This is a genomic window from Streptomyces sp. NPDC002055 (genome assembly GCF_040296705.1).
Classification (GTDB): Bacteria; Actinomycetota; Actinomycetes; order Streptomycetales; family Streptomycetaceae; genus Streptomyces.
Genome location: NZ_JBEOXS010000059.1, coordinates 1 through 22352, shown reverse-complemented (window position 1 = coordinate 22352; position 22352 = coordinate 1). Strand labels below are relative to the sequence as shown.

At 74.1% G+C, this 22352-nt stretch carries 16 protein-coding genes, 1 tRNA gene and 1 pseudogene; 7 read left to right on the top strand and 11 right to left on the bottom strand.

From position 1 onward, the window contains the following. Positions 1 to 147 precede the first annotated feature (147 nt). The 3 genes from ABT112_RS28085 (at position 148) to ABT112_RS28075 (ending at position 2552) form a co-directional block, all read left to right on the top strand. Positions 148 to 1704, top strand: coding sequence for a sensor histidine kinase (locus ABT112_RS28085; RefSeq protein ID WP_351514234.1), 1557 nt, complete (start codon positions 148 to 150; stop codon positions 1702 to 1704). Positions 1705 to 1790: 86 nt separating this feature from the next. Further along, positions 1791 to 2438, top strand: coding sequence for a response regulator (locus ABT112_RS28080; protein WP_351514232.1), 648 nt, complete (start codon positions 1791 to 1793; stop codon positions 2436 to 2438). 41 nt (positions 2439 to 2479) lie between these two features. Further along, positions 2480 to 2552, top strand: a tRNA-Gly gene (locus tag ABT112_RS28075). Positions 2553 to 2711: 159 nt separating this feature from the next. Here the strand turns inward: ABT112_RS28075 and ABT112_RS28070 are convergent. From ABT112_RS28070 to purD, 4 genes are all read right to left on the bottom strand, one after another. After that, positions 2712 to 3614: a phosphoribosylaminoimidazolesuccinocarboxamide synthase gene (locus ABT112_RS28070; RefSeq protein WP_351514230.1), complete on the bottom strand. Its 903-nt coding sequence runs from the start codon at positions 3612 to 3614 to the stop codon at positions 2712 to 2714. Between the two features lie 202 nt (positions 3615 to 3816). Next, positions 3817 to 5310 carry a N,N-dimethylformamidase beta subunit family domain-containing protein gene (locus tag ABT112_RS28065; RefSeq protein WP_351514229.1) on the bottom strand — a complete coding sequence of 498 codons (1494 nt, stop codon included), beginning with the start codon at positions 5308 to 5310 and terminating at the stop codon, positions 3817 to 3819. Between the two features lie 522 nt (positions 5311 to 5832). Next, entirely contained in the window at positions 5833 to 7611 is a 1779-nt protein-coding gene (locus tag ABT112_RS28060; RefSeq protein ID WP_351514227.1) for a hypothetical protein, read from the bottom strand. 647 nt (positions 7612 to 8258) lie between these two features. Further along, a complete protein-coding gene (gene purD, locus ABT112_RS28055; RefSeq protein WP_351514225.1) occupies positions 8259 to 9548 on the bottom strand; it encodes a phosphoribosylamine--glycine ligase in 1290 nt (429 codons plus the stop codon). Between the two features lie 501 nt (positions 9549 to 10049). Here purD and ABT112_RS28050 point away from each other — a divergent pair. After that, on the top strand, positions 10050 to 10805 hold the full coding sequence (locus tag ABT112_RS28050; RefSeq protein ID WP_351514223.1) for an SLATT domain-containing protein: 756 nt from the start codon (positions 10050 to 10052) through the stop codon (positions 10803 to 10805). A gap of 198 nt (positions 10806 to 11003) precedes the next feature. Here the strand turns inward: ABT112_RS28050 and ABT112_RS28045 are convergent, their stop codons facing one another. The 7 genes and pseudogenes from ABT112_RS28045 to ABT112_RS28015 all read right to left on the bottom strand — a co-directional run bounded on the left by ABT112_RS28045 (position 11004) and on the right by ABT112_RS28015 (position 18584). After that, positions 11004 to 11654, bottom strand: a complete 651-nt coding sequence (locus tag ABT112_RS28045; RefSeq protein WP_351514221.1) for a putative DNA-mimic protein — start codon at positions 11652 to 11654, stop codon at positions 11004 to 11006. 101 nt (positions 11655 to 11755) lie between these two features. Next, the gene (locus ABT112_RS28040; RefSeq protein WP_351514220.1) at positions 11756 to 13969 is read right to left on the bottom strand and encodes a glycosyltransferase family 2 protein; all 2214 of its coding nucleotides are present in this window, start codon (positions 13967 to 13969) and stop codon (positions 11756 to 11758) included. Then, positions 13966 to 14868 (bottom strand): dolichyl-phosphate beta-glucosyltransferase, encoded by a 903-nt coding sequence (locus ABT112_RS28035; protein ID WP_502975471.1) that lies wholly within the window; start codon positions 14866 to 14868, stop codon positions 13966 to 13968. The genes ABT112_RS28040 and ABT112_RS28035 overlap by 4 nt, the downstream gene beginning before the upstream one ends. A 246-nt stretch (positions 14869 to 15114) precedes the next feature. Then, positions 15115 to 15204 (bottom strand): annotated as a pseudogene (locus ABT112_RS35450) (transposase); the annotation flags it as partial. 100 nt (positions 15205 to 15304) lie between these two features. Next, positions 15305 to 15703 carry a hypothetical protein gene (locus ABT112_RS28025; RefSeq protein ID WP_351514218.1) on the bottom strand — a complete coding sequence of 133 codons (399 nt, stop codon included), beginning with the start codon at positions 15701 to 15703 and terminating at the stop codon, positions 15305 to 15307. 422 nt (positions 15704 to 16125) lie between these two features. After that, positions 16126 to 16824 carry a GntR family transcriptional regulator gene (locus ABT112_RS28020; RefSeq protein ID WP_351514216.1) on the bottom strand — a complete coding sequence of 233 codons (699 nt, stop codon included), beginning with the start codon at positions 16822 to 16824 and terminating at the stop codon, positions 16126 to 16128. A gap of 404 nt (positions 16825 to 17228) precedes the next feature. Then, on the bottom strand, positions 17229 to 18584 hold the full coding sequence (locus ABT112_RS28015; RefSeq protein ID WP_351514214.1) for an aspartate aminotransferase family protein: 1356 nt from the start codon (positions 18582 to 18584) through the stop codon (positions 17229 to 17231). A gap of 278 nt (positions 18585 to 18862) precedes the next feature. Here ABT112_RS28015 and ABT112_RS28010 point away from each other — a divergent pair, with 278 nt between their 5' ends. From ABT112_RS28010 to ABT112_RS28000, 3 genes are all read left to right on the top strand, one after another. Beyond that, positions 18863 to 20719: a protein kinase domain-containing protein gene (locus ABT112_RS28010; protein ID WP_351514212.1), complete on the top strand. Its 1857-nt coding sequence runs from the start codon at positions 18863 to 18865 to the stop codon at positions 20717 to 20719. Positions 20720 to 20865: 146 nt separating this feature from the next. Beyond that, a complete protein-coding gene (locus ABT112_RS28005) occupies positions 20866 to 21495 on the top strand; it encodes a DJ-1/PfpI family protein (RefSeq protein ID WP_351514210.1) in 630 nt (209 codons plus the stop codon). A 95-nt stretch (positions 21496 to 21590) separates the two neighbouring features. Next, positions 21591 to 22148, top strand: coding sequence for a MarR family winged helix-turn-helix transcriptional regulator (locus tag ABT112_RS28000; protein WP_351514263.1), 558 nt, complete (start codon positions 21591 to 21593; stop codon positions 22146 to 22148). The last annotated feature ends 204 nt before the right edge of the window (positions 22149 to 22352 follow it).

The following is a 22352-nucleotide window of genomic DNA, read 5'->3' as shown; positions in this document are numbered from 1 at the left end:
TCGGTCCCCATGCCGTCGGCACTGGGTGCGGGGGCGCGCCCCCGCGAATCCGGACCGGAGGCGACCGGTCACAGCCGTGCTTTCCTGTAGCGCGGGGTTTCCGAGGGAACCGCGGCGCTGGAGGCGGCACGAGCGGGGGGCGTACGGATGTCGAAGCTGACGAGGTGGTGGGACCGGCGCAGCGACGCTGCCCGGATCGAGCTCTACACCCGGTGGTCGTTCCACTTCTTCATGCTGATGGAGATCGTGGGGCTCGGCGGACAGCTGGCCGGCACCGCGGGCTCGTCGCAGGCGCGGGGCTGGCTGTTCCTGCTCATCGCCGCGCATGCGGTGATGTGCGCGGTGCTGTCGTCACGCGGGCTGGACTGGGCGCTCGACCGGCGGGAGCGGCCCGTCCGGCTGGCCGTGACCGTGGGCACGGTGTCCGCCGCGGGGGCCGTGGCCGTGCTGGCGCTGTGCTCCAGCGGCGCGCTGCCGGAGATGGAGCTCACCAGCATCGCCTTCTGCGCGCTGGTCGGCTTCGGGATGGCATCGTTGTCGCTGGTCATGCGCAAGCGGCGGCACATGCTGTACCTGGTGGTGGGCACCGCGGCCGCGATGGCCGGGGCAACGGCGGCCGTGGGCCTGCCCGGCCGGCAGGTGATCGGTTTCGGGATCGTGTCGCTCATGGGCGGCACCGTGCTGACCTTCACCTATGGCTTCTCCTCCTGGCTGCTGTGCGCGGTCTGGGAGCTGGCCAGCACCCGGGAGTTGCAGGCGCGGCTGGCGGTCGCCGAGGAGCGGCTGCGGTTCGGACGGGATCTGCACGATGTGATGGGGCGGAATCTGTCGGTGATCGCGCTCAAGAGCGAACTGGCGGTGCAGCTCGCCCAGCGCGGCCGGCCCGAGGCCGTCGAGCAGATGCAGGATGTGCAGCGCATCGCGCGGGAGTCCCAGCGCGAGGTGCAGGAGGTCGTACGGGGTTACCGGGAGGCCGACCTGGACGTGGAGCTGGCCGGGGCCCGTTCGGTGCTCCGCGCGGCGGGGATCACCTGCCGGGTCGAGGGGGACGACGGCTCGGCGCTGGCACCCGGGGTCCAGTCGGCGCTGGGCTGGGTGGTCCGGGAGGCGGCGACGAACGTGCTCCGGCACAGCGATGCCGGGACGTGCAGCATCCGGCTGCGGATCACCGGGGGCGCGACGGCGGTGCTGGTGATCGAGAACGACGGTGTGCCGCTGAACGACGGCGATCTGTTGGTGAGCGACGGTCCGCCGGTGAGCGACGGCGGTCTGTTGGTGAGCGACGGTCCGCCGGTGAGCGACGGCGTCCCCGTTCCGGGGCAGGCGCGGGTGGCGGCGTCCGGGGCGAGGGCGTCTTCCGGGGCGGAGGTGGAGTCCGGGGTCCGGGCGTCGTCCCGTTCGGCGAGGCACCCGGCCGGGCGCGGGGCGGGCGGCGCGGGGCGCAGCGGCGGGCACGGCGGGTCCGGACTCTCCGGTCTGCGGGAGCGCCTGTCGTCCCTGGACGGCGCCCTCACCACTCAGTACCGGCCGGGTGGCGTCTTCCGTCTCACCGCCCGGATCCCGTCGGCCCGGGACGGCGGCGACTCGCTGCGGGGCGCGGCGGAGGGCACGGACGGCGTGGACGGCGGCGCGGACGGCGCGGCGGCGCGCCACCGCAGCGCGGAGCGGACCGGCCGCCCGTCGGTGCGGAAGGGGTCGGCATGACGCCGGAGGCGGGCGACCGGCCCCGACCGCGGTATCGGGCGGGGGACACCAGGACAGAGGCAGAGGCAGAGGCAAAGGGGGCGGGCATGCCGACGGACGACGGCGTGGCGGGGAGCGGCGGGCCGGCGCCGGTGCGGGTGCTGCTCGCCGATGACGAGCATCTGATCCGCGGGGCACTGGCCGCGCTCCTCGCGCTGGAGGACGATCTCTCCGTCGTCGCCGAGGCGGCGTCCGGGCCGGAGGCGCTGGCGATGGCGATGGCGCACCGGCCCGATGTGGCGGTGCTGGACCTGCAGATGCCGGGGGCGGACGGTGTGGCGGTCGCCACATCTCTGCGGACCGAACTGCCCGGCTGCCGGGCCATGATCGTGACGAGTCATGGCGGGCCGGGACCGTTGAAGCGGGCTCTGGCGGCGGGGGTGCGGGGCTTCGTGCCGAAGACGGTGTCGGCACAGCGGCTCGCCGAGATCATCCGTACCGTGCACGGCGGAAACCGCTATGTGGACCCCGAGTTGGCGGCCGCGGCGATCAGCGCCGGGGACTCGCCGCTCACCTCCAGGGAGGCCGAGGTGCTGGAGCTGGCGGCCGACGGGGCGCCCGTCGCGGAGGTCGCGCGGCGGGCCGCGCTCTCCCCCGGGACCGTCCGGAACTACCTCTCCTCGGCAGCGGCGAAGCTGTCCGCGGAGAACCGTCATACGGCCGTGCGCATCGCACGCGAGCGAGGTTGGCTATAGTGGGTCTCGCTGCGGCGCCGAAAGGCACCGGAGCGACACCTGCGGACGTAGCTCAGTTGGTAGAGCATCACCTTGCCAAGGTGAGGGTCGCGAGTTCGAATCTCGTCGTCCGCTCAGAAGAAGAAGGCCCCGGTCATCACGACCGGGGCCTTCTTCGTGCGGTCTGCCGGAGGGCGCCGGAGGCTCCTCGGGCGGGCTTGCCGGATCGCGGAGGCGCCGGTGTCCCCGCGAGGACGGGGACACCGGCGGCGGTTTCCGTGACGCCGCCCGCGCCTAGTAGGCCCAGGGGACCCCGGTGAGCCGCTCGTACGCCTCCACGTACTTGGCCCGGGTGCGGTCGACGACCTCGGTGGGCAGTTCCGGCGGCGGCTGCTCGCCGTGGCGGTCCCAGCCCGCGGCGGGCGAGGTCAGCCAGTCGCGGACGAACTGCTTGTCGAAGGACGGCTGGGCGTGACCGGGTTCCCACTCGTCGGCGGGCCAGAAGCGCGAGGAGTCCGGTGTGAGCACCTCGTCCGCGAGCACCAGCGCGTCGCCGTCGAAGCCGAACTCGAACTTCGTGTCCGCCAGGATGATGCCGCGTTCGCGGGCGATGTCGCGGCCCCGGCCGTAGACGGCGAGGGTGAGCTGACGCAGCTCGGCGGCGGTCTCCGGGCCGACCCGGCGGGCGACCTCCTCGTACGCGACGTTCTCGTCGTGGTCGCCGACGTCCGCCTTGGTGGCCGGGGTGAAGATCGGCGCGGGGAGTTCGGAGCCGTCGACCAGGCCCTCGGGGAGGGCGAGCCCGCACACCGTGCGGGTCTGCCGGTACTCGGCGAGGCCCGAGCCCGTGAGATAGCCGCGGGCCACGCACTCGACGGGCACCATCCGCAGGGACTTGCAGACCAGGGTGCGGCCGGCCCAGTCCTCGGGCGCGCCCTCGGGGAGGTCGGTGCTGAGGACATGGTGCGGGACGAGGTCGGCGAGCTGGTCGAACCACCACAGCGACAGCTGGGTGAGGATCCGGCCCTTGTCCGGGATCTCGGTGGGCAGCACCCAGTCGTACGCGGACTGGCGGTCGCTCGCGACCATCACGAGGTCACCCGCGGCGTTCCGGTAGAGGTCGCGCACCTTGCCGGTGTGCAGATGCTCCAGACCCGGCACCTGTGCGGGCTCGGGCTTTTCGACGAATCCGGACACGCTGCCTCCGCGTAGGTTGATCCAGGAGTCCCGATTCTCCCGCATCCGCTCGGCGGCGTCCCGTCAGGGGTGGATGCCCTTCAGGGCTGGATCTCCCAGGGTGGGACGGCTCGACGGCAGGACGGGACGGGGCGGGGCCGACAGGCCGGAACCGTGGCGAGGTTCCGGCTCCTGGCGGCTCCGCCCCGTCTCGCCGCGGTCGTCAGTCCCGCTTGCAGATGCGGTCGAGGAGGTTGGCCGTGGCGCGCTGGATCCGGGTGTCGACATGGCCGGGCCGGTCCAGGGCCGGGGACCAGGCGAAGGTGCCGGAGGCGAAGACCAGGGCGCCGCTGGGGGCGCGGTAGAGCGAGGTCTCCTGGTGCCGCCTGGCACCCTCGGCGTCCTCGTAGGGCGAGTGGGCGAGCAGGATCCGGTGGCTGTGCTCGGGCAGGGAGGTGCGCGGGAAGTAGCGGTCGGCCTCGCCCGCGACCATGCCGGACAGTTCCTCGCCGTCGCCGGCGCCGGTCGCGTCCCACAGCCAGTGGTCGGCGTTGCGGACCACCAGCGGGTACGGCTCGGGCACCCGCCCGGCGTACTGGATGCCCAGCAACTGCTGCTCCGGCTGGGAGAGATCGCGCCAGAGGGCGGGCCGGCCCGGGCCCCGGCGCTTGCGGCAGCTGAGCAGGCGGTCGGGGGTGCCGGCGGCGGACGGGGCCAGCTCCACCTGCCAGTACATGGTGTTGGCGGAGAGGAAGACCAGGGAGGTGCCGCCGTCGCGGGCGCGTTCGGCGGTGCGGCGCATCGGGACCGACCAGTACTCGTCGTGGCCGGGGAAGACGAGCCCCCGGTAGCGCGTCGGGTCGATCCGGCCGGCGTGCAGGTCCCGCGTGTCGGCGTAGGCCACGTCGTAGCCGTAGCGCTCGGCCCAGCGGATGAAGTCGTAGGCGTGGCCGACGTGCAGGGGCAGGCCCGCGCCCGCGTACGGCCGGTCGAACGACACGGTGACGGCGGCGTCCTCCTCGCCGAGCAGCCGGCCCTCCTCGTCCCACGCGTGGTAGAGGCTGGCGCCGGTGTGGCCGTCCTCCGGGTAGAGGTTGTACGCCTGCCAGGTCACGTCGGGCAGCAGGAGCAGCAGGTCGGCGGGGTGGAAGTCGCGGACGGTGAACGGGATGTGGCTGCGGTAGCCGTCGGCGGTGGTGAGCACGGCGACATAGGCGCCGGTGCTCCAGTACGTCGGGACCTGGAGGCGCCAGGACAGCCACCAGTGGTGGCAGGAGACGGTCCGGTCGGCGGTGAGCGGGGCGGGCTGGACGATCCCGGACAGCCGGGGGCTGGTGGTGATCTTCGAGGCGCCGTCGCCCCCGTAGTGGCCGATGCGGTAGATGTCCACGGAGAACTGCTGGGGCGGATCGACCGTGATGCGGAAGTCGATGGCCTCGCCGGGCGCGACCGCCGAGCTGGAGGCGAATCCTTTGATCTGGCGGCGGACGTCGTCGGCCGTGCGGGGGCCCGGGCGGGAGTCGGCGCGCCGCGGGGCGGGGATGCCGGGCTCGGTGGCGGCGACGGCGGGGTCGACGTACCAGGGCACGACGTGGCCGGTGTCGTCGAAGTAGTTCTCGCTGCCGCGCAGCCAGGGCAGCGGGCCCTGGCCGAAGGGGTCGGAGACGGCGTGCGCGAGCGCCCCCGACTCCCAGCGGCGGATCTTGTCCGTGCTCACGAACGATCCCTCCCGGAGCTGCTGTCCCCTGATCGGCTCCAGCAGATCACACTCAGCACTTTGTTCGTAACTGTTCGTGGCTATTCAGCCTGTGCCGACTCATGTCGACAGGTGTTCAAGTGGTGCAAATGGGATGACTCTTCGGATGAGAAGGACGACTCCGATGAGACGTCCATTCTCGGGGCTGTAACGGGGCTGAGCCCAGGGGTCGGCTCCGGTTCGTGCCGGGCGCACATGCCCCGCGGCACAGGCGTCGGTCGCCGACGGTCCGCATGGACTCCCCCTCCTCCACCTGCTCCGTCCTCCCGGCGTTCCGCCGGGAGGTCCCCCCACGGCCGGCGCCGGGAGAGTGCTCCGCCCCGGCCCCTCGCCGGGGAGACGCTTCCGCTCCGGCCTTCGCCGGAAGGTTCCTCCACCGCCCTGCGCGGGGAGTTCCCCGCGCTGTCCGACCGCCCTGCCGCCGGCCGACAGGCACCCCCAACAGGCCCGTTTCCCACCCGGGACCGGCCCGAGGAACAGACCTTAGACCAGACGCACGGGCTTTTCCGGTCGGACTCCCGCGGCGATCAGCCAACCACGGAGCGGCTCCGGATCGCCATCCTCGACGAGAGCCAACACCGGAACTCCCAGATCCGGTCCGCGTTTTCCGGCGAGCAGCAGGACCGGGCCGTCCAGCCAGTCGAGGCCGGGAGCGGCGCCCGCGGTGTCCACCGCGGCACAGCAGACCATCGCGACGATGTGATCGGCGAGCAACTCCCGGCCCGTACGAGGACTCTGTATCGGGAAGAGCGGAGTGACCCCGTCTCCCCAGAGCGCGGGCAGCTCCGGCCCGGGGGGTGCCCCGGTACCGGCTCCCGGGCCCGCGCCGTCCCCATCACGCGCAGCGCCCGCCTGCCGGGCGGCCGCGCGGGCCGCCTGCCGGCCTGCTTCCTCCTCGCGGGCCACCTCCGCGGCGAGACGCTCGGCCAGCCCCTCCGCCAACTCGGTCCCGCCCGGGGCGGCGAGCCGGTCCACCACCCGGGCGAGGGTCGGGCCGGCGGTGTCGGTGGACGTCAGGGCCGCGGAGTGGCGCGGCTCGCCGCCCGGAACACGGAGGCCGGTGCCGGACGCCGCGCCGGCGCCGGGCCGGGTTCCGGAGCGGGGCGGTGCTCCCGTGCCGGGCGGGGTGAGGTCGTCCAGGACGCGGTGCAGCCGGGCGGCCTCAGCCCGCCACTTGCGGTCGACGACCTCCTCCGGATAGGCCGACCAGTCGATGGGGGACCAGTCCGGGCCCGGCACCGGGGGGCCGCCGTGGAACAGCCGGGCGGCCAGCAGCGACGCCGCCTCGTCCACCGCGCCCGGCTCCTCCAGGAGGTCGCAGGCGGGCCGCTCCCCGAGGCGGGCGGCGAACCCTTCGGCGAGCCGGTCGCGGCGGGAGAGTTCGGTGAGCGCCGAGACCACGCCCGCGTCGAGCCGGGACGGCCAGCGGCCCATCCGCCAGGCCGGCAGCGCCACCCTGGTCAGCAGCCGGTCCCAGCCCGCGTAGGCGAGCCCGACCTGTTCCTGGGCGACGATCCGCAGCCCGTAGTCCACGGCCTGCGCCCGGGCGGACGCGGCGGCGGCCACGCCCCGCTCCATCTCGGCCGCCCGGTCGCGGCAGCGGCGCAGCAGCAGGCGCGCGGGCGGGCCGACGAAGCACAGGGCCGGACGGCGCGCGGCGACGGCCACGGCCGCGTCCAGTCCGCGGACGAACCGGCGGGCGGCCGCTATGTCGGGATGCGCCGAGGGGCCCGTCCCGGCGACCACCGGCGCGAGCAGCGCCCGCAGTTCGGCCACCCGCATCCACCACAGGAACGGCGAGCCGATGACCAGCACCGGCGGTGTGGAGCCGCCGCGGCCGGCCCGGCCCGCGAGGTGCGCACGGTCCTCCAGCCAGCTGTCGCAGTCGGGGGTGAGCGCCATGGCCGACGGGGCCGGTACGTCGAGCCGGTCCGCGAGGTCACGGACGAGGCGGTAGAGGTCCGGTGCCGTCTCCTCGGCGATGGGCACCGTGGGGCTGACCGCGGGCGTGGCGCGCGCGACGACGGCGGCCACGGCGGCCGCGAGCAGCAGGGTGAGCGCGCCGAGGGCGGTGCAGGCCCAGCGGACCGCGTCCCACCCGGGGCCGCCGATCCGGTCCGTGGCGGCGGCGACGGCCAGCACGACCGCGACGGCGGCGGGCAGCAGGGCGACGGCCAGCGCCGTGCTGCGGACCCGCAGCACCGCCAGCGCCCTGGAGCGCGCGAAGTGCGAGCCTGGCTCCGCACCGGACGGTTCGGACACGGTCGAAGGTCACCCCCTGCTGGCTACTGCCTGTTGCGGCTTGCCCACTCCCCCACTGTGGCACCGGGCCCCGGCACCGCAATGCCGGTGAGCCACTTGCCGGACGCCCCCCGGATGCCCCGGGGCGCGCCTGCGCGGAACCCTAGTTGGGGGGTGCGCATGCGTCAGCGGTATGACGAACCGGTCACTCGATGGAATGGCTTTGGGTAAAGCCGGTTCCGCTGCGCTCGGCCGTGGGGTTGGGTTCGGACGGCCTGCGGCGGCCTGCGACGACCTTCTCAGCGGGCGCCGACGGCCTTGCGGCGGGCCCCCCGGCGGGCATGCGGCGAGCCCCGGCGGGCTCCGGCGGGGCTCCTGCCGGCTCCTGCCGGCTCCGGAGTGAACGGGAGCGGTTCGCCGGGGGATCCGGGACGGCTGCCGCCCGTCGGCCGCACGGAATCACCCCGAAGCGGGACGGAGCGGACGCCGTACGGGCCGGGCAGCACCGCGCCGCCGCGAGCGGGCTTCCGGTGGCGCGTACGGATGCGGATGAGGCCGCCGCGTGAGCCCTGCGGCGGGCGCGTGAGCCTGCGGCGGGCCCGGACGCGGAGCCCGCCGTGCCGAAGGTGCGAGGCCCGCCCGGGACGGCGCGTACCGGGCGGGGCGGCTCAGCTCTCGGCCGATGCCGCCTTGGCCGCGATGTCGGTGCGGTGGTGCGCCCCGTCCAGCCGGATCCGCGCCACCCCCCGGTACGCGCGGTCCCGGGCGGCGGAGAGGTCCGGGCCGGTCGCCGTGACCGACAGCACCCGGCCGCCCGCGCTCAGCACCTCGCCGGACTCGCCGAGCTTGGTCCCCGCGTGCAGCACGTAGGCGTGCTCGTCCTGGTCCGCGACGTCCGCCAGGCCCTCGATCGGGTCGCCCGTGCGGGGCGTTCCCGGGTAGTTGTGCGAGGCGATGACGACGGTGACCGCCGCGCCGTCGCTCCACCGCAGCGGCGGGAAGGCGGCCAGCGTACCGGTCGCCGCGGCGTGCAGCAGCCCGGCCAGCGGCGTCTTCAGCCGGGCGAGCACGACCTGGGTCTCCGGGTCGCCGAAGCGGGCGTTGAACTCGATGACCCGCACGCCGCGGGAGGTGATCGCCAGACCCGCGTAGAGCAGGCCGGAGAACGGGGTGCCCCGGCGGCGGAGCTCGTCCACGGTGGGCTGGAGGACGGTCGCCAGGACCTCGTCGACCAGCTTCGGGTCCGCCCAGGGCAGCGGGGAGTAGGCCCCCATGCCGCCGGTGTTGGGCCCCTCGTCGGCGTCGAGGGCGCGCTTGAAGTCCTGGGCGGGCTGGAGCGGGAGGACCGTCTCGCCGTCGGTGACGGCGAAGAGGGAGACCTCGGGGCCGTCCAGGAACTCCTCGATGACCACGCGGCCGGTGGCGCCCGCGGAAGCGCCGGGGGTGCCGACACAGGCCAGGGCGTGGGCGCGGGCGGTCGGCAGGTCCTCGGTGACCACGACGCCCTTGCCGGCGGCCAGGCCGTCGTCCTTGACGACGTACGGCGGGCCGAAGGCGTCCAGCGCCTCGTCGACCTCGCTCTCGTCGGTGCAGAGGTAGGCGCGGGCGGTGGGGACGTTCGCCGCGGCCATGATGTCCTTGGCGAAGGCCTTGGAGCCCTCCAGCTGCGCCGCCTCGGCGGACGGCCCGAAGACCGGGATGCCCCGGTCGCGGACGACGTCCGCGACGCCGGCGACCAGCGGGGCCTCGGGGCCGACGACCACCAGGTCCGCCGCGAGCCGCTGGGCCAGGTCGGCCACGGCCCGGCCGTCCAGGGCGTCCACCCGGTGCAGCTCGGCGACCTCGGCGATCCCTGCGTTGCCGGGGGCGCAGTGCAGCGCGGTGACGTCGGGGTCGAGAGAGAAAGAGCGGCACAGGGCGTGTTCGCGGGCGCCGCCGCCGATGACGAGGACCTTCACGCGCCTCAGCGTAGTCGGCCGCACCCCGGGACCGGCGGGCCGCCCCTCCGGCGGGGTCGTGGCGGGGCGCGATGGGGGGCGCTGGGTGCGGCGGAGGGGGCGGGGCGGGCTTCCCCGCGGGGCGGTCCCGGCCGGGGGACCGCGGACCCGGCAGGGAGGCGGGGGCCCGGCAGGGAGGCGGGGCGCGCGGCAGGGTGGATCGGCGGCCCTCGCCCCGCGGGCCACGGCGCCCCACTCTTTCGAGTGAGCACTACCGGGTCCTCTACCTGATCACGCACCCCTTCCGAGCGGAATTCCCGCGTTCGTGCCCGCGCGGCCAGCCTTTCGGCGGTAGGAAGGGGGCCTCGCGAGGGCCGTTGACGCGGTCCGCGCGCACCGCGGGGAACCGCGGCACCGCACCCGCGGCGAACAGCGCCGCGCCGACCGCACGTCCGTACGCACGGCACGGCACCCTGCCGCGCAGCGCACAGCACCGCATCGCCATCGCAGAGGGAGCGCACGGTGAGCAAGCCGGAGATGCAGCCCGAGAAGCTTCCGCGCGAGGGCGGCAAGGCGCGCGAGGAGGGCGGGCGCGGCCCCGGCGATCTGCACGGCCGCCCCCTCCCCTCCGGTGACTGGGGCGAGCCCGCGGACCGGCTGGAGGACCTGTACCGGTGGGTGGAGGGCCGGGCGCTGGACACCGTCGACTGGTATCTCGCGGGGCGGCTCTGGAAGCGGCAGGGCGCCAGGGCCCTGCGGCTGGCCGCGGCCGTCACGGCCACGGTCGGGGTCACGCTGCCGCTGCTGGACCTGACGGAGGTGCTGGGCGACGGGGCGGGGTGGGGCTGTCTCGCTCTGGCGACCGCCGTGGTGTGCCTGGGCGCGGACCGGTTCTTCGGGCTGACGTCCGGCTGGATGCGCGATGTCGCCACGGCCCAGGCCGTGCAACGCCGGCTGGAGGCGCTGCAGTTCGACTGGGCGTCGGAGAGTGTGCGCGAGGTGCTGGGGCCGACCGAGGGCACCGCGAGCGAGGCCGCGGAGCGCTGCCTGACGGTGCTGCGCCGCTTCTCGGAGGGGGTCTCCGACCTCGTGCGGTCCGAGACGGCGGACTGGATGGTGGAGTTCCGGGCCGGCGCCGCTCCGCTGCGCACCCAGTCGCTGGTGCCGTGGGGGCCGCGGCCCGAACAGCTCGGGCAGCCGGCCGGCCGCTTCTCGCTGCCGCCCGGCGCCCGCCCGAACATGCCGCGCCAGCGACCGCCGGAGGGCCCGCGTCCCTAGGGCCGGGTGCCTCCGGGGCCGCCGACGGGCCGGGTATCTCTCCAGGGCCGCCGACGGGCCGGGCCCACCAGTGCTCCGGGGGCGGAAGCCGCTCACGCCGGGACAGCGGGAACAGCGGGTCGGCCGACAACCGGGGAACCGGGCAACGGAGTCGGCGGGCCGCCCCCTCAGCAAGCAAGGGAAAGCAGGTCAGCAGGGTCAGCTGAAGACGATCATTGAGCCCTGGCCCAGGCTCCGGGTCGCCGCCGCGTGCAGGCCCAGCCAGACGTGCCGCTCGCGGGCGTACGGGCTGTCGTCGTAGGGAGCCGTCGCGGCCGGCTCCTCCAGCTCGGTGGGCCGGCCGGGCGCGGCCGGTGCGGCGGGCGGGTTGGCCGGGTCGATGCCGATCGCCGGTGCCACCGCCTCCAGTTCGCGGAGCAGACCGTTGCTCGACCCCAGGGGGCCGCCGCCGGCGAGCAGTTCCTCGTTGGTCAGCGGCTGCGGGAAGTCCACCGGCACGTAGGCACCCGCGTGGTCGTAGTGCCAGACCAGGTGCGACTGCTGGGCCGTGGACTCGAACATCTCCAGCAACTGCTCGTAGTCGCCGCCCAGTTCGTCCACCGGTGTCACCGGCAGCCGGCAGACCTGCAGCAGGTAGGCGCGGCGCAGGAAGTGGAGCGCGTCGTAGTCGAAGCCGGCGACCGGGGCGACCGTCCCGGACAGGCCCGGCATGTAGCCGAAGACGGGGACGGGCGGCAGGCCGGCCTCGTTCAGGGCCTTGTCGAAGGTCGCGAGCTCTTCGGCGAACGGGTTGTCGGGGCTCTGGCACAGTACGTCGACGAGGGGGACCAGCCACAGGTCACACGCCACGGGGGCTCGCTCTCTTCCGGGGGCGGACTTCTACTCGTTGATCGGTCGGCACAGTTGCTCGTTGGTCGGTCGGGACAGCGTAGTGCCCCGGGCACCCTGCGTCAGCCCACGTCCCACACCCAGGCGTCCCCGATGCGGCGCCCTTCCACACCCAGCAGCCGCTCCACGGTGATGCGCAGCGCCTCGTCGTTCGGCTGCGAGGCGAGGACGAGCGCGCCCGCCCGCCAGAACCGCAGGTCCTCGCGGGCGGCTCGCTGCTGGTCGGGGCCGATCTGCGGGACGCGGCCGGTGTAGCGGACATCACGCAGCAGGTCGTTGGTGGGGCGCGGCACGGCGCCGTAGATCCCGACGCGGTCGGGGCCGGCCGGGCCGTTGAAGTAGCCGCCGGGCAGCGGGAAGCCGAAGTCGGCGTCGATCTGCCACTTCAGCGCGCTCGCCTCGCCCGGCGACGGCAGCGGCACGGGAACGAGCGACTGGCCCGGCCGGACGAAGCTGCGCCAGGTGCCGTCGGCGACGACCTGCGGGACGGCCGGCCGGTCGACGGTCTCCAGGGGCCGGGGGACGATCGGCAGCAGACCGGCGGTGAGGGCGACGCCCGCGGCGAGGCGCATGACGCGCGCCCGGTTGCGGCGTTCCCGTTCCGTCCCCTCCCCGGCCGCGGCGGCCCGCGCGGACTCCGCGACCGCCGTCCACGCCACGGCCAGCAGCATGCCGATGGCCGGGGCGCACACCATCGCGTAGCGCGACTCGATGACCGACTCGAAGAGCGGCAGCTTGTCGAGGACCCACCAGGGGCCGGGGGCCGCCGTGTCGGTGAAGGCCAGCGGGATGCTCACCCCGAGGGACAGCACGGCCGTCACGACCACGGTCCAGGTCAGGGCGCGCACCGCCACCCGGTCCCAGAGCAGCACCACGATGCCGAGCAGCAGGGAGGCCAGCGGCCAGCCGTAGAAGGCGTTCTGCTCGGTCGGGTTCATGGACAGGGCGGCGGCGCGCTGCACGTCGCCGGCGAGCGCGCGGGCGGAGAACTCGAAGAGCGCGAGCGGCGGGTTGCCGGTGGGGCCGTGCAGGATGCTGCTGTAGCTCTGGTCGCCGGAGAACTGCCAGTACAGCGGGTACGCGACGAGGGGCAGGCAGACGACGGTGGCGATGCCGACACCGCGCAGCAGCGGCCCCAGGGCGGCGCGGGCGAACGTACGGCGCATGCAGGCGTGCGCGACCGCGAAGACCAGCATGCCCGTGGCAGCGAGCAGCAGTGACTCCTCGCCGAGGAAGATCTGCCAGGCGAGCAGCAGCCCGAGCACGATCCCGTCGCGCAGCGGGCGGGGGCGGAGCCGGGGCTCGCTCCCCTGCGCCTCGCTCTTTTCGGGGTCGTTTGGGGAACCCTTCTCGGGGCCTGGTTCGGGGCCGTTTTCGGGCTCGGTGTCGTTCTTCGGCTCGGCGTTCTTCCGCTCGGCGTTTTCCGGCTCGGCGTTCTGCCGCTCGGCGTTCTGCGTGACGCGCCCGGTGGCCGAAGCCGCGACGGGCGGAGCGGTGACGGGCGAAGCGGCGATGGGCGAAGCAGTGATGGGCGGAGTGCCGCAGAGCCGTAGCAGCCGGTCGATGATCAGCGGAATCGCGAACAGCACCACGAGGTTGGGGTGCGCGTTGGCGTGCGAGATCATCGGCGGCGCGAAGGCGCTGAAGGCACCGCCGAGGACCGCTGCCGCGCGGTCGCGGGTGAGGTACTTGCGGATGAGCCAGTACCAGGCGGTGGCCGTGCCCGCGAGTCCGCCCGTCAGGACGAGCGCCCAGGTCACGGTCGGACCGAACAGCGCCGTGACCGGGGCCAGGGGCACGGACAGCCCCAGCATCACGGTGTTGGCCATGAGGTTCACACCGAGCGGGAAGTTCTGCTGAACCGTGAAGAGCGGGTTGTCCAGGTTCAGCACGTTGTGCGCCGTGACGGCGAAGAACCACTCCCACTGGTTCTGGTCGCGCATGCTGTCGACCAGGTAGCGCCGGTCGAGGTCGGCCCAGAGGTGGACGTAGAGCAGGAGCGACGCGAGCAGATAGCCGACCGGGACGGCGAGCGCGGCGGGGCGCAGCCGCAGGGCGGAGCGCAGCCGCGCGGTGAGGCGCCTTCGCGCGGTGGGGTGCACCGGCTCGGTGGAGCGAATCCGCGGCCACGGGAGCCGCGGGCCCGGCTCCACGGCCTGGCCGGGCTCTACGTCCTGCCCCGGCTGCACGTCCTGCCCCGGCTCCCGGATGTCGGTGCCGCGCCGGGCGCCGACGCCGTCCGGCTGCGGGGCCGTCGTCGGCCGGTTGTCCGTCACCGCGTCCTCGATTCGCTGTCGCGCCGGCCGGCGTCCTGCCCGTCACTGCCGCGCGGGCCGGCGTCGGGGCCGTCCGCGCCCGGCTCCCCGGCGCCGTATCCGTCACCGCGCTCGTCGACGACGCGTGGCCCGGCCCCCTGGAGCCGGACCCGTACGACGTCGGCCAGCACCTTGGCGTAGTCCAGCGGGCCGACCTTGGAGCCGGGCCGGTGCGACCAGCGCACCGGCACCTCGGCTATCGGCCAGCCGTTGGCGTGGAAGATCCGCAGGATCTCGACGTCGAAGCCCCAGCCGTCCGTACGGGCGCGGGCGAAGGCCGTGCGCGCCTTGTCGCCGTCGAAGAGCTTGAAGCCGCACTGGGTGTCCCGGATGCCGGGCACCGCCATCGCCTGGATCAGCCGGTTCCCCGCCTTGCCCAGCAGTTCGCGCAGCGGGTGCTGACGGGTCCCGATGCGCGCTCCGGGGCGGGCGCGGGAGCCGATCGCGGCGGCGTAGCCCTGGTCCAGCTGCTCGTGCAGCAGGGCGAGTTCGTCGATGGGGGTCGCGGCGTCCGCGTCGCAGAACAGGACGCGGCGGCCGCGGGAGGCGGCGATCCCGATCCGTACCGCGTGGCCCTTGCCGCGGTTGACGGGGGCGCGCAGCAGCCGGATGCGGGGCTCCTCGGCGGCTGCCGCGGCGGCGACGGCCGCGGTGGCGTCCGCGGAGCCGTCGTCGACGACGATGACCTCCCAGCGGACGCCGGCCGCCCGCAGGTAGCGGCAGACCTCGTCGACGCCGGGGAGCAGCCGGTGTTCCTCGTTGTAGGCCGGGATGACCACCGAGATGTCGAGGACGGGGACCGCTTCGGCGGGGTGCCGGGACCGGGGTCCGGGCAGCGCGGCCCGGTGTACGGCGTCCATAGCTGTTCCCCCCTGCTCCCCGTGCCGCGGTCGACCGTGTGTACGGTACCGGCCCGTATCCCGACGGGCGGGTCAAGGGGCGGACGTTGGGAAGGCTGTCACGTCCGTCACGCCGTCGCGTGGATACGCCGCCTGCGCCTGGAGGCGGCCCAGGCAGCGCACACGCCCCGGGCCTACCCGCCCGGGGCGTGTGCGCACTTCGTGGCGTGCGGCCGTTTCCATGACCGGCCGTTGCCGGTCTCGCACCCCGGCGGTGCCGGAGTACTGGCGCTGCACTCCGGCCGACTTGACGCCCTTCTTCAGGAAGCCGGTGTCGTCGCGGGTCAGGGCGCCGTCCGGTCGTATTGACCTCTTCGCGCAGCACCGAACACGACGACGGCGGCAGGGACGGCTTGCTCGCCGTCTCCCTGCCGCCGCGATCGTTGGGGACGACCGATCAGCGGTCGTTCTCCCAGGAAGCGCTGCTGTTGGGGCCCTTGGCCCAGAATCCGAAGTTGACGCCGTTGTTCTCGTCCAGGTTGTACTTCGCGCCGTCCGCGGCGCGATGCGTCTTGCACGTGCCGGCGCCCGTCGTGACCGACATGCTGTACGTGTAGCTGCTGTAGCCGTCCTCGCCGATCTCAAGCTGGGCGGAATAGCCGTCGCTCTTGGTGTCGCACAGTTTGACGATGTCGCCGCGCTCCTCAACGTACACGCGCACGCCGGACGAGCCGGGCATGTTGGGGCCGAAGCTGTGGTCCCAGCCGGCCGCGGAGGCGCCGCCCGCGGTCGTCGCGAGGGCGGCGGAGGCCAGCGCGGTCGCACCGACGAGCATGCGGCCGATTCGAAGCTTCACAGGATTGCTCCTTGTGTGAGGAGAAATGCGGACTTGGTGGTGCGGGTGCAGCGCTGGGCGGAAAATCACTCGCACACGGGATGCATTCGGATAGATCCCGCCTGGCATGACGGACACCCCTTGGTCGACTCAAGGACCATCCGATGCGGATTCCGGCCACACGCCGTGCCAGGCAGAAATGATCATGCCACCCATGCGAGAAGGGGAGTCACGGAGGGCCCTTGGGGATGACCTCGGGCGGCCCCTGCCCGTGACCGATTCACCGCATTACGCAACTTCGCGCTGCTCCCCGTCGAACTCTTACTGGTGGACCGTGTGGCCGACGCCCCGGTCGGAGCGTGACACCAGCTTCCTTCAAACAGGGGTCCACGTCGTGAGCGCAGAACGCAAAGATGATGCGCATCCAGTGCACCAGGGGAGCGTCAGCCGGCGCCCCCGGGCCGCTCGCCGCCCGCCGTCAGGTGGTCGAGGAGCCGGAGTGAGTGGTCGTTGTACTCGCCGATGATGCGCTGCGCGGCGGCGGCGTCCCGGCTGCCGACGGCGTCGACGAGCTCACCGTGCCGGGACCACAGCCGCCCCTTGAGGCTCCGCTGCCGGCGCAGGTGGGGAACGACGAAGGCCCAGCCCTGCACCCGCACCCGGTGCAGCAGGTCCGAGATGTACGGATTCCCTACGAGCCCACCCAATTCGCCCCAGAATCTGAGGTCGTAGCCGATGAGGATGTCCAGGTCTCCGGCCCGCGAGGCCCGCTCGGCCTCCTCGGCGCGGCGGCGGACGGAGGCCAGGCCGTCGCTGCCGGCCGCCTCCAGCACCCGCTCGGTGGCGAACCGGAAGATGCCGTCGATGACCAGGGCCCGGGCCTCGACCATGTTGCGGAAGTCGTCGGGGGTGAACCGGTGCACCTGGAAGCCGCGGTGGTGCTCCAGGTCGACGAGCCCCTGCACGGAGAGGTCGACGAGCGCCTCGCGCACCGGGGTGGCGGAGACCCCGTACTGTTCGGCGATCTCCCGGACCGTGACGTGCCGCCCCGCGGGCAGCCGCCCGGCGAGCACCTCGTCGCGCAGCGCCTCGGCGATCTGCTGGCGCAGGGTGTTGCGCGTGACGGGTCCGGTGCCGGGCATGGTCGGGGATCTCCTTAGGGAACGCGACCGCACACCTGCGCGAACGGCCGACGCATCACGATAGGCGACGGCCGGACGGGCTCCGGCCGCGTGCGGGCGTCCGGGGCCGCGCCACCACGGGGCGGCTGCCCTGCGGGCCCGCACCCCAGGGCCGCCACGTGAAGGACGCCACACGGGAACGCTTCAGCGGGACGCCGCACGGGGCTCCCGTGTGAACCACGCCACACGGGAGCCACCGAGCGGAGCCGCGCCGGACCGGAGGCGAACCGGAGCCGAGCCAGGCCGGACCGGAGCCGCGCCGGACCGAAGCCGAGCCGGAGCGCGCGAAGCCGAACCGGACCGGAGCCGAGCCGACGGCCGTCGGACAGTCCGCCCGTCGCCGACCGCTTGTCGCCGACCGCCTGTCAGACGGTGTGCGCGTCCGCCGCCGTCAGTGCCTCGTCCAGAGCCGCGAGCCCTTCCTTGGCCTCGGCCTCGGTGATGGTGCACGGCGGGACGACATGGGTCCGGTTCATGTTCACGAACGGCCACAGGCCGCGCTGCTTGCACGCCGCCGCGAAGTCGCCCATCGGCGCGTTGGCCGGGCCCGCGGCGTTGTACGGCACCAGCGGTTCGCGGGTGTCCCGGTCCTTGACCAGCTCCAGCGCCCAGAAGGCGCCCATGCCGCGGACCTCGCCCACGCTCGGGTGGCGGGCGGCGAGTTCCGCCAGGCCGGGGCCGAGGACGTTCTCACCGATCGAGGCGGCGTTCTCCACGATGCCCTCCTCCGCCATCGCGTTGATCGTCGCGACGGCCGAGGCACAGGCCAGCGGGTGGCCGGAGTAGGTGAGCCCGCCCGGGTACGGCCGCTGGTCGAAGGTCGCGGCGATCTCCGCGGAGATCGCGACCCCGCCGAGCGGGACGTAGCCGGAGTTGACGCCCTTGGCGAAGGTCATCAGGTCGGGGGTGACGTCGAAGTGGTCGGCGGCGAACCAGCGGCCGGTGCGGCCGAAGCCCGCCATCACCTCGTCGAGGATGAAGACGATGCCGTGCCGGTCGCAGAGGTCGCGCACCCCGGCGAGGTAGCCGGGCGGCGGGACGAGGATGCCCGCGGTGCCGACGACCGTCTCCAGGATGATCGCGGCGATCGACTGCGGCCCCTCGAAGGCGATGAGCTCCTCCAGGTGCTGCAGCGCGCGCTCGGTCTCCTGTTCCTCGGTCTCCGCGTGGAAGTGGGAGCGGTAGCGGAACGGGCCCCAGAAGTGCACGACGCCCGCGGACGCGGTGTCGGACGGCCAGCGACGCGGGTCACCGGTGAGGTTGATCGCGGTGGAGGTGGCCCCGTGGTACGAGCGGTAGGCGGACAGCACCTTGGGCCGACCGGTGTGCAGCCGCGCCATGCGCACGGCGTTCTCCACGGCCTCGGCACCGCCGTTGGTGAAGAAGATCTTGTCGAGGTCGCCGGGGGTGCGCTCGGCTATCAGGCGCGCGGCCTCGGCCCGGACGTCGACGGCGAAGCCCGGCGCGATGGTGCACAGCTTGGCGGCCTGCTCCTGGATGGCGGCGACGACCTTGGGGTGCTGGTGACCGATGTTGGTGTTCACCAGCTGGGAGGAGAAGTCGAGGTAGCGGTTGCCGTCGTAGTCCCAGAAGTACGAGCCCTCGGCTCCGGCGATCGGCAGGGGGTCGATGAGCCCCTGTGCGGACCAGGAGTGGAAGACATGGGCACGGTCGACGGCCTTGACAGCCTTTCCGACCTGGGAATCTGCGGGAGGGGTCATGGGCACAGACTAGGAGCGGCACCGGCCGCCGGACACCGCCAATCTGTATGGCCTCGGCCACGTCGCCCGGCACCCTGTCGGGTCGCGGGGTCCCCGCCTGTCGGGTCGCCACGCCCCCGCCGGCCGGTCGCGTACGTCCCCGCCGCTCCGTCCGGCGCCGGCTCGGCCCGGAAACGGAGAACGCCCGCGGCCGGTCCGCACCCGGTACGGACGGGACCCCGGCGCCCCGGTCCCCCTATCCTCGTGCCGCAGGGCACGAGGGAACGGGGGATGCTGAGATGGACGCGTTGAGGGCCGACGACCCGCAGTGGATCGGTGAGTACCGGCTGCTCGGCCGGCTGGGCGAGGGCGGCATGGGGCGGGTGTACCTGGCGCGTTCCGAACGCGGCCGCACCGTCGCGGTCAAACTCGTCCAGAGCGAACTGGCCCACCAGCCGGACTTCCGGCGCCGGTTCGCCGCCGAAGTGGAGGCCGCACGGCGGGTCGGCGGCGCCTGGACGGCCCCCGTGCTGGACGCCGACACCGACGCGGCGACGCCCTGGGTGGCGACCGGCTACATCGGCGGGCCCTCCCTGCACGCGGTCGTCGCGGACGAGTTCGGGCCGCTTCCCGAGCACGCGGTGCTGACCCTCGGCAACGGCCTCGCCCAGGCCCTGCGGGACATCCACGGCGCCGGTCTGGTGCACCGCGACCTGAAGCCGTCCAACGTGCTCATCACGATCGACGGCCCCCGCGTCATCGACTTCGGCATCGCCCGCGCCGTGGAGACCCTCGCCGGGAACGGACTGACGATGACCGGCGCGGTCGTCGGCTCGCCCGGCTTCATGTCGCCCGAGCAGGTCCGCGGCGAGCGGGTCACGACCGCGAGCGACCTGTTCTGCCTCGGCTCCGTGCTGGCCTTCGCGGCGACCGGGCGCCAGCCCTTCGGCACCGCCAACAGCGGGATGCACGCGCTGATGTACCGCATAGCCCAGGAGGAGCCCGATCTGACGGGTCTCCCGGACACGCTCCGGGAGCTGGTGAGCGGCTGCCTCGCCAAGGACCCGGCGGCGCGGGTCACCGTCGACCAGGTGCTGGCGCACACCGCCGGCGGCGCGGGCACCGAACCGTGGCTGCCCGGCGGGCTGCTGGCCCGGCTCGGCCGCGAGGCGCTGCAACTGCTGGAGCTGGAGGCGGAACGGCCGTCGGCCCCGGCACCCGGCCCCTCCCCCGCGCCGCAGGCCGTCGTCTCCCAGCCGCTGCCCGAGGCCGTCCCGGTGCAGAACGCGGTCGCGACGCCGCCCCCGGCGGTGCCCCTGCACGCGACGCCCGTGCAGTCGACACCGCCGCCCCCGGTCCCGCCGGTGTCCACCCCGCCGCCCGCCCACCCGGCGTACGGCCCCGCGGCGGCCCCGTACGGCCCCGCTCCCGCGCCGTACGCCGGTCACGGGACGGCCCCGGGGTGGCGCTCGCCGCGCACCCTGGGCAGCTGGCTGGCGGTCATGCTGGGGCTGTCGACGGTGTTCATGCTGATCGACCTCAAGCTCAACTGGGCCGTGTACGACGCGTACGAGGCCTACTCCGCCGGTACGGGTTCGCGGGCGGCGATCCGCGACGGCCAGAAGACGGTCGACTCGGTCGGGGCGGCGGCCGCGGTGGTGTCCCTGACCGTCGTGGTGCTCTGGCTGGTCTGGTTCCGGCGCCTGTACCTCAACGCCGAGGTGTTCTCCCCGGGCAGCCAGCGGCTGAGCCGCGGCTGGACCATCGGCGGCTGGTTCACCCCGATCGTCCAGCTGTGGTTCCCCAAGCAGATCGCGAACGACATCTGGCGGGCGAGCGTCGAACCGAGCGTGCCCGGCCCGTACGGGCCGGGGACCCGCCGGCCGTCCCTCGCGCTGCTCGGCTGGTGGTGGGCGCTGTTCCTCACCATGTACGCGACCGGGTGGCTGAACGAGCTGGTGGCCGTCGCCGCGGAGACCACCGAGGACTACGCCGGGGTCACGGCCTGGGCCATCCTCACCGATGTCGTCGCCCTCCCGGCGGCCGTGCTCGCGCTCTCGGTGGTCCTGCGGCTCACCTCGCTCCAGGTGAAGCGCAACGCGGCGCGGCAGCAGGCCAACCCGGGGTTCGGCCCCGCGTACGGCCGGAGGTACTGAGCCGGCTCTCCACCGATTGACAGCATGCTGCCTTTTTGACAGCATGCTGCATATCGGGGTGCTCCGGCGACCGGCCGACGGCATCCTCGGCGACCGAGGAGCCGCATCCGGCGCTCCCGCGCCGCCCGACACCGTACGGAGGAGCCATGCCCCGCAGAACCGTGCACGTGGCCGTCTACGACACCCTCGCCGACTGGGAGTTCGGGCACGCCACGGCCCACCTCCGCAACACCGCGTACCACCGGGCCCCCCGCGACGGGGCCGATGTCGTCGCCGTCTCGGCGACCGGCGCTCCCGTGACCACCATGGGCGGGCTGCAGATCCTCCCCGGCCTCGGCCTGGACGCGCTGCGCCCCGAGGACAGCGCGCTGCTGATCCTGCCGGGCGCGGAGCTCTGGGACAGCGGCGCGGAGAACGCGCCGTTCGCCCGGGCCGCCCGCACCTTCCTCGACGCCGGCGTGCCGGTCGCCGCCATCTGCGGCGCGACGGCCGGTCTGGCCCGCGAGGGGCTGCTGGACGACCGCGACCACACCAGCGGCGCGGCCGGCTACCTCGCCGGACAGCCCGGCTACGGGGGCGCGGAGCGCTACCGGGAGACGGACGCGGTCCGCGACCGAGGGCTGATCACCGCCGGCCCCACCGAGCCGGTCGCCTTCGCCCGCGAGATCCTGGCCGAACTGGACCTGATGGAGCCGGAGGTGCTGGACGCCTGGTACCGCCTGTTCCGCCACTCGGACGCCGCCGCCTTCCCCGTCCTGATGGCAGCGGCCGGATGACGGGGCCCGGCGGGGCGTACGTTCCCGGCGGCGACGAGCGGGTGGCCGGGACCGACAGGAGCGAGCGGGCAACCGAGCCGAACGGCGATGCCCGGATGTCCGGGCACCGCGAGGACGACCCGGCGGTGCCCGAGGCCGAGCTGCTGTCCCGGACCGCGCTGGGCCTCTTCCGCCTCAACGGCCAGTTCCTCACGGTGTCGGAGAAGCTGGCCGCACCGGCCGGGCTGACCGCCGCCTGGTGGCAGGTGCTCGGCGCCGTACTCGGGGAGCCGCTGCCGGTCTCCGGCATCGCCCGCGCCATGGGCATCACCCGGCAGAGCGTGCAGCGCATCGCCGATCTGCTGGTCGGCAAGGGGCTCGCCGAGTACGTCCCCAACCCGGCGCACCGCCGCGCCAAGCTGCTCCGGCCGACCGAGGAGGGCCTCGCGGCCGTGGAGCGCACCCGCCCGGGCCACGCGCGGCTCGCCGCCCGGCTGACGGACGAACTGGGACCGGAGGGCTTCGCGGAGACCGTACGGGTCCTGGAACGGCTCTCCCGCACGATGGACACCGTCGAAGCCGAGCACGCCGCGGAAGCCGAACGCCCCGACGGGACCGGACCCACCCAGGGAACGGGGGAATCCAACGACCCCGGGGACTCAGGCGAAACCTGAGCCCCGCACGGAACCACCGGGACCACCGGGACCACCGGAACCACCGGGCTCACCGGGACCACCGAGCCCAGGACCCACGGGAAAGGGACCAACGCACGGGAGGGGGCCGGGGCCGGAGGGGTGGGGGTTCCGGAAGCTTCCGTGTTTTTGTGGCCCCCAGGGCCGTAAATATACGTTCCGGAACCCCCACCCCGCAGGCCCCGG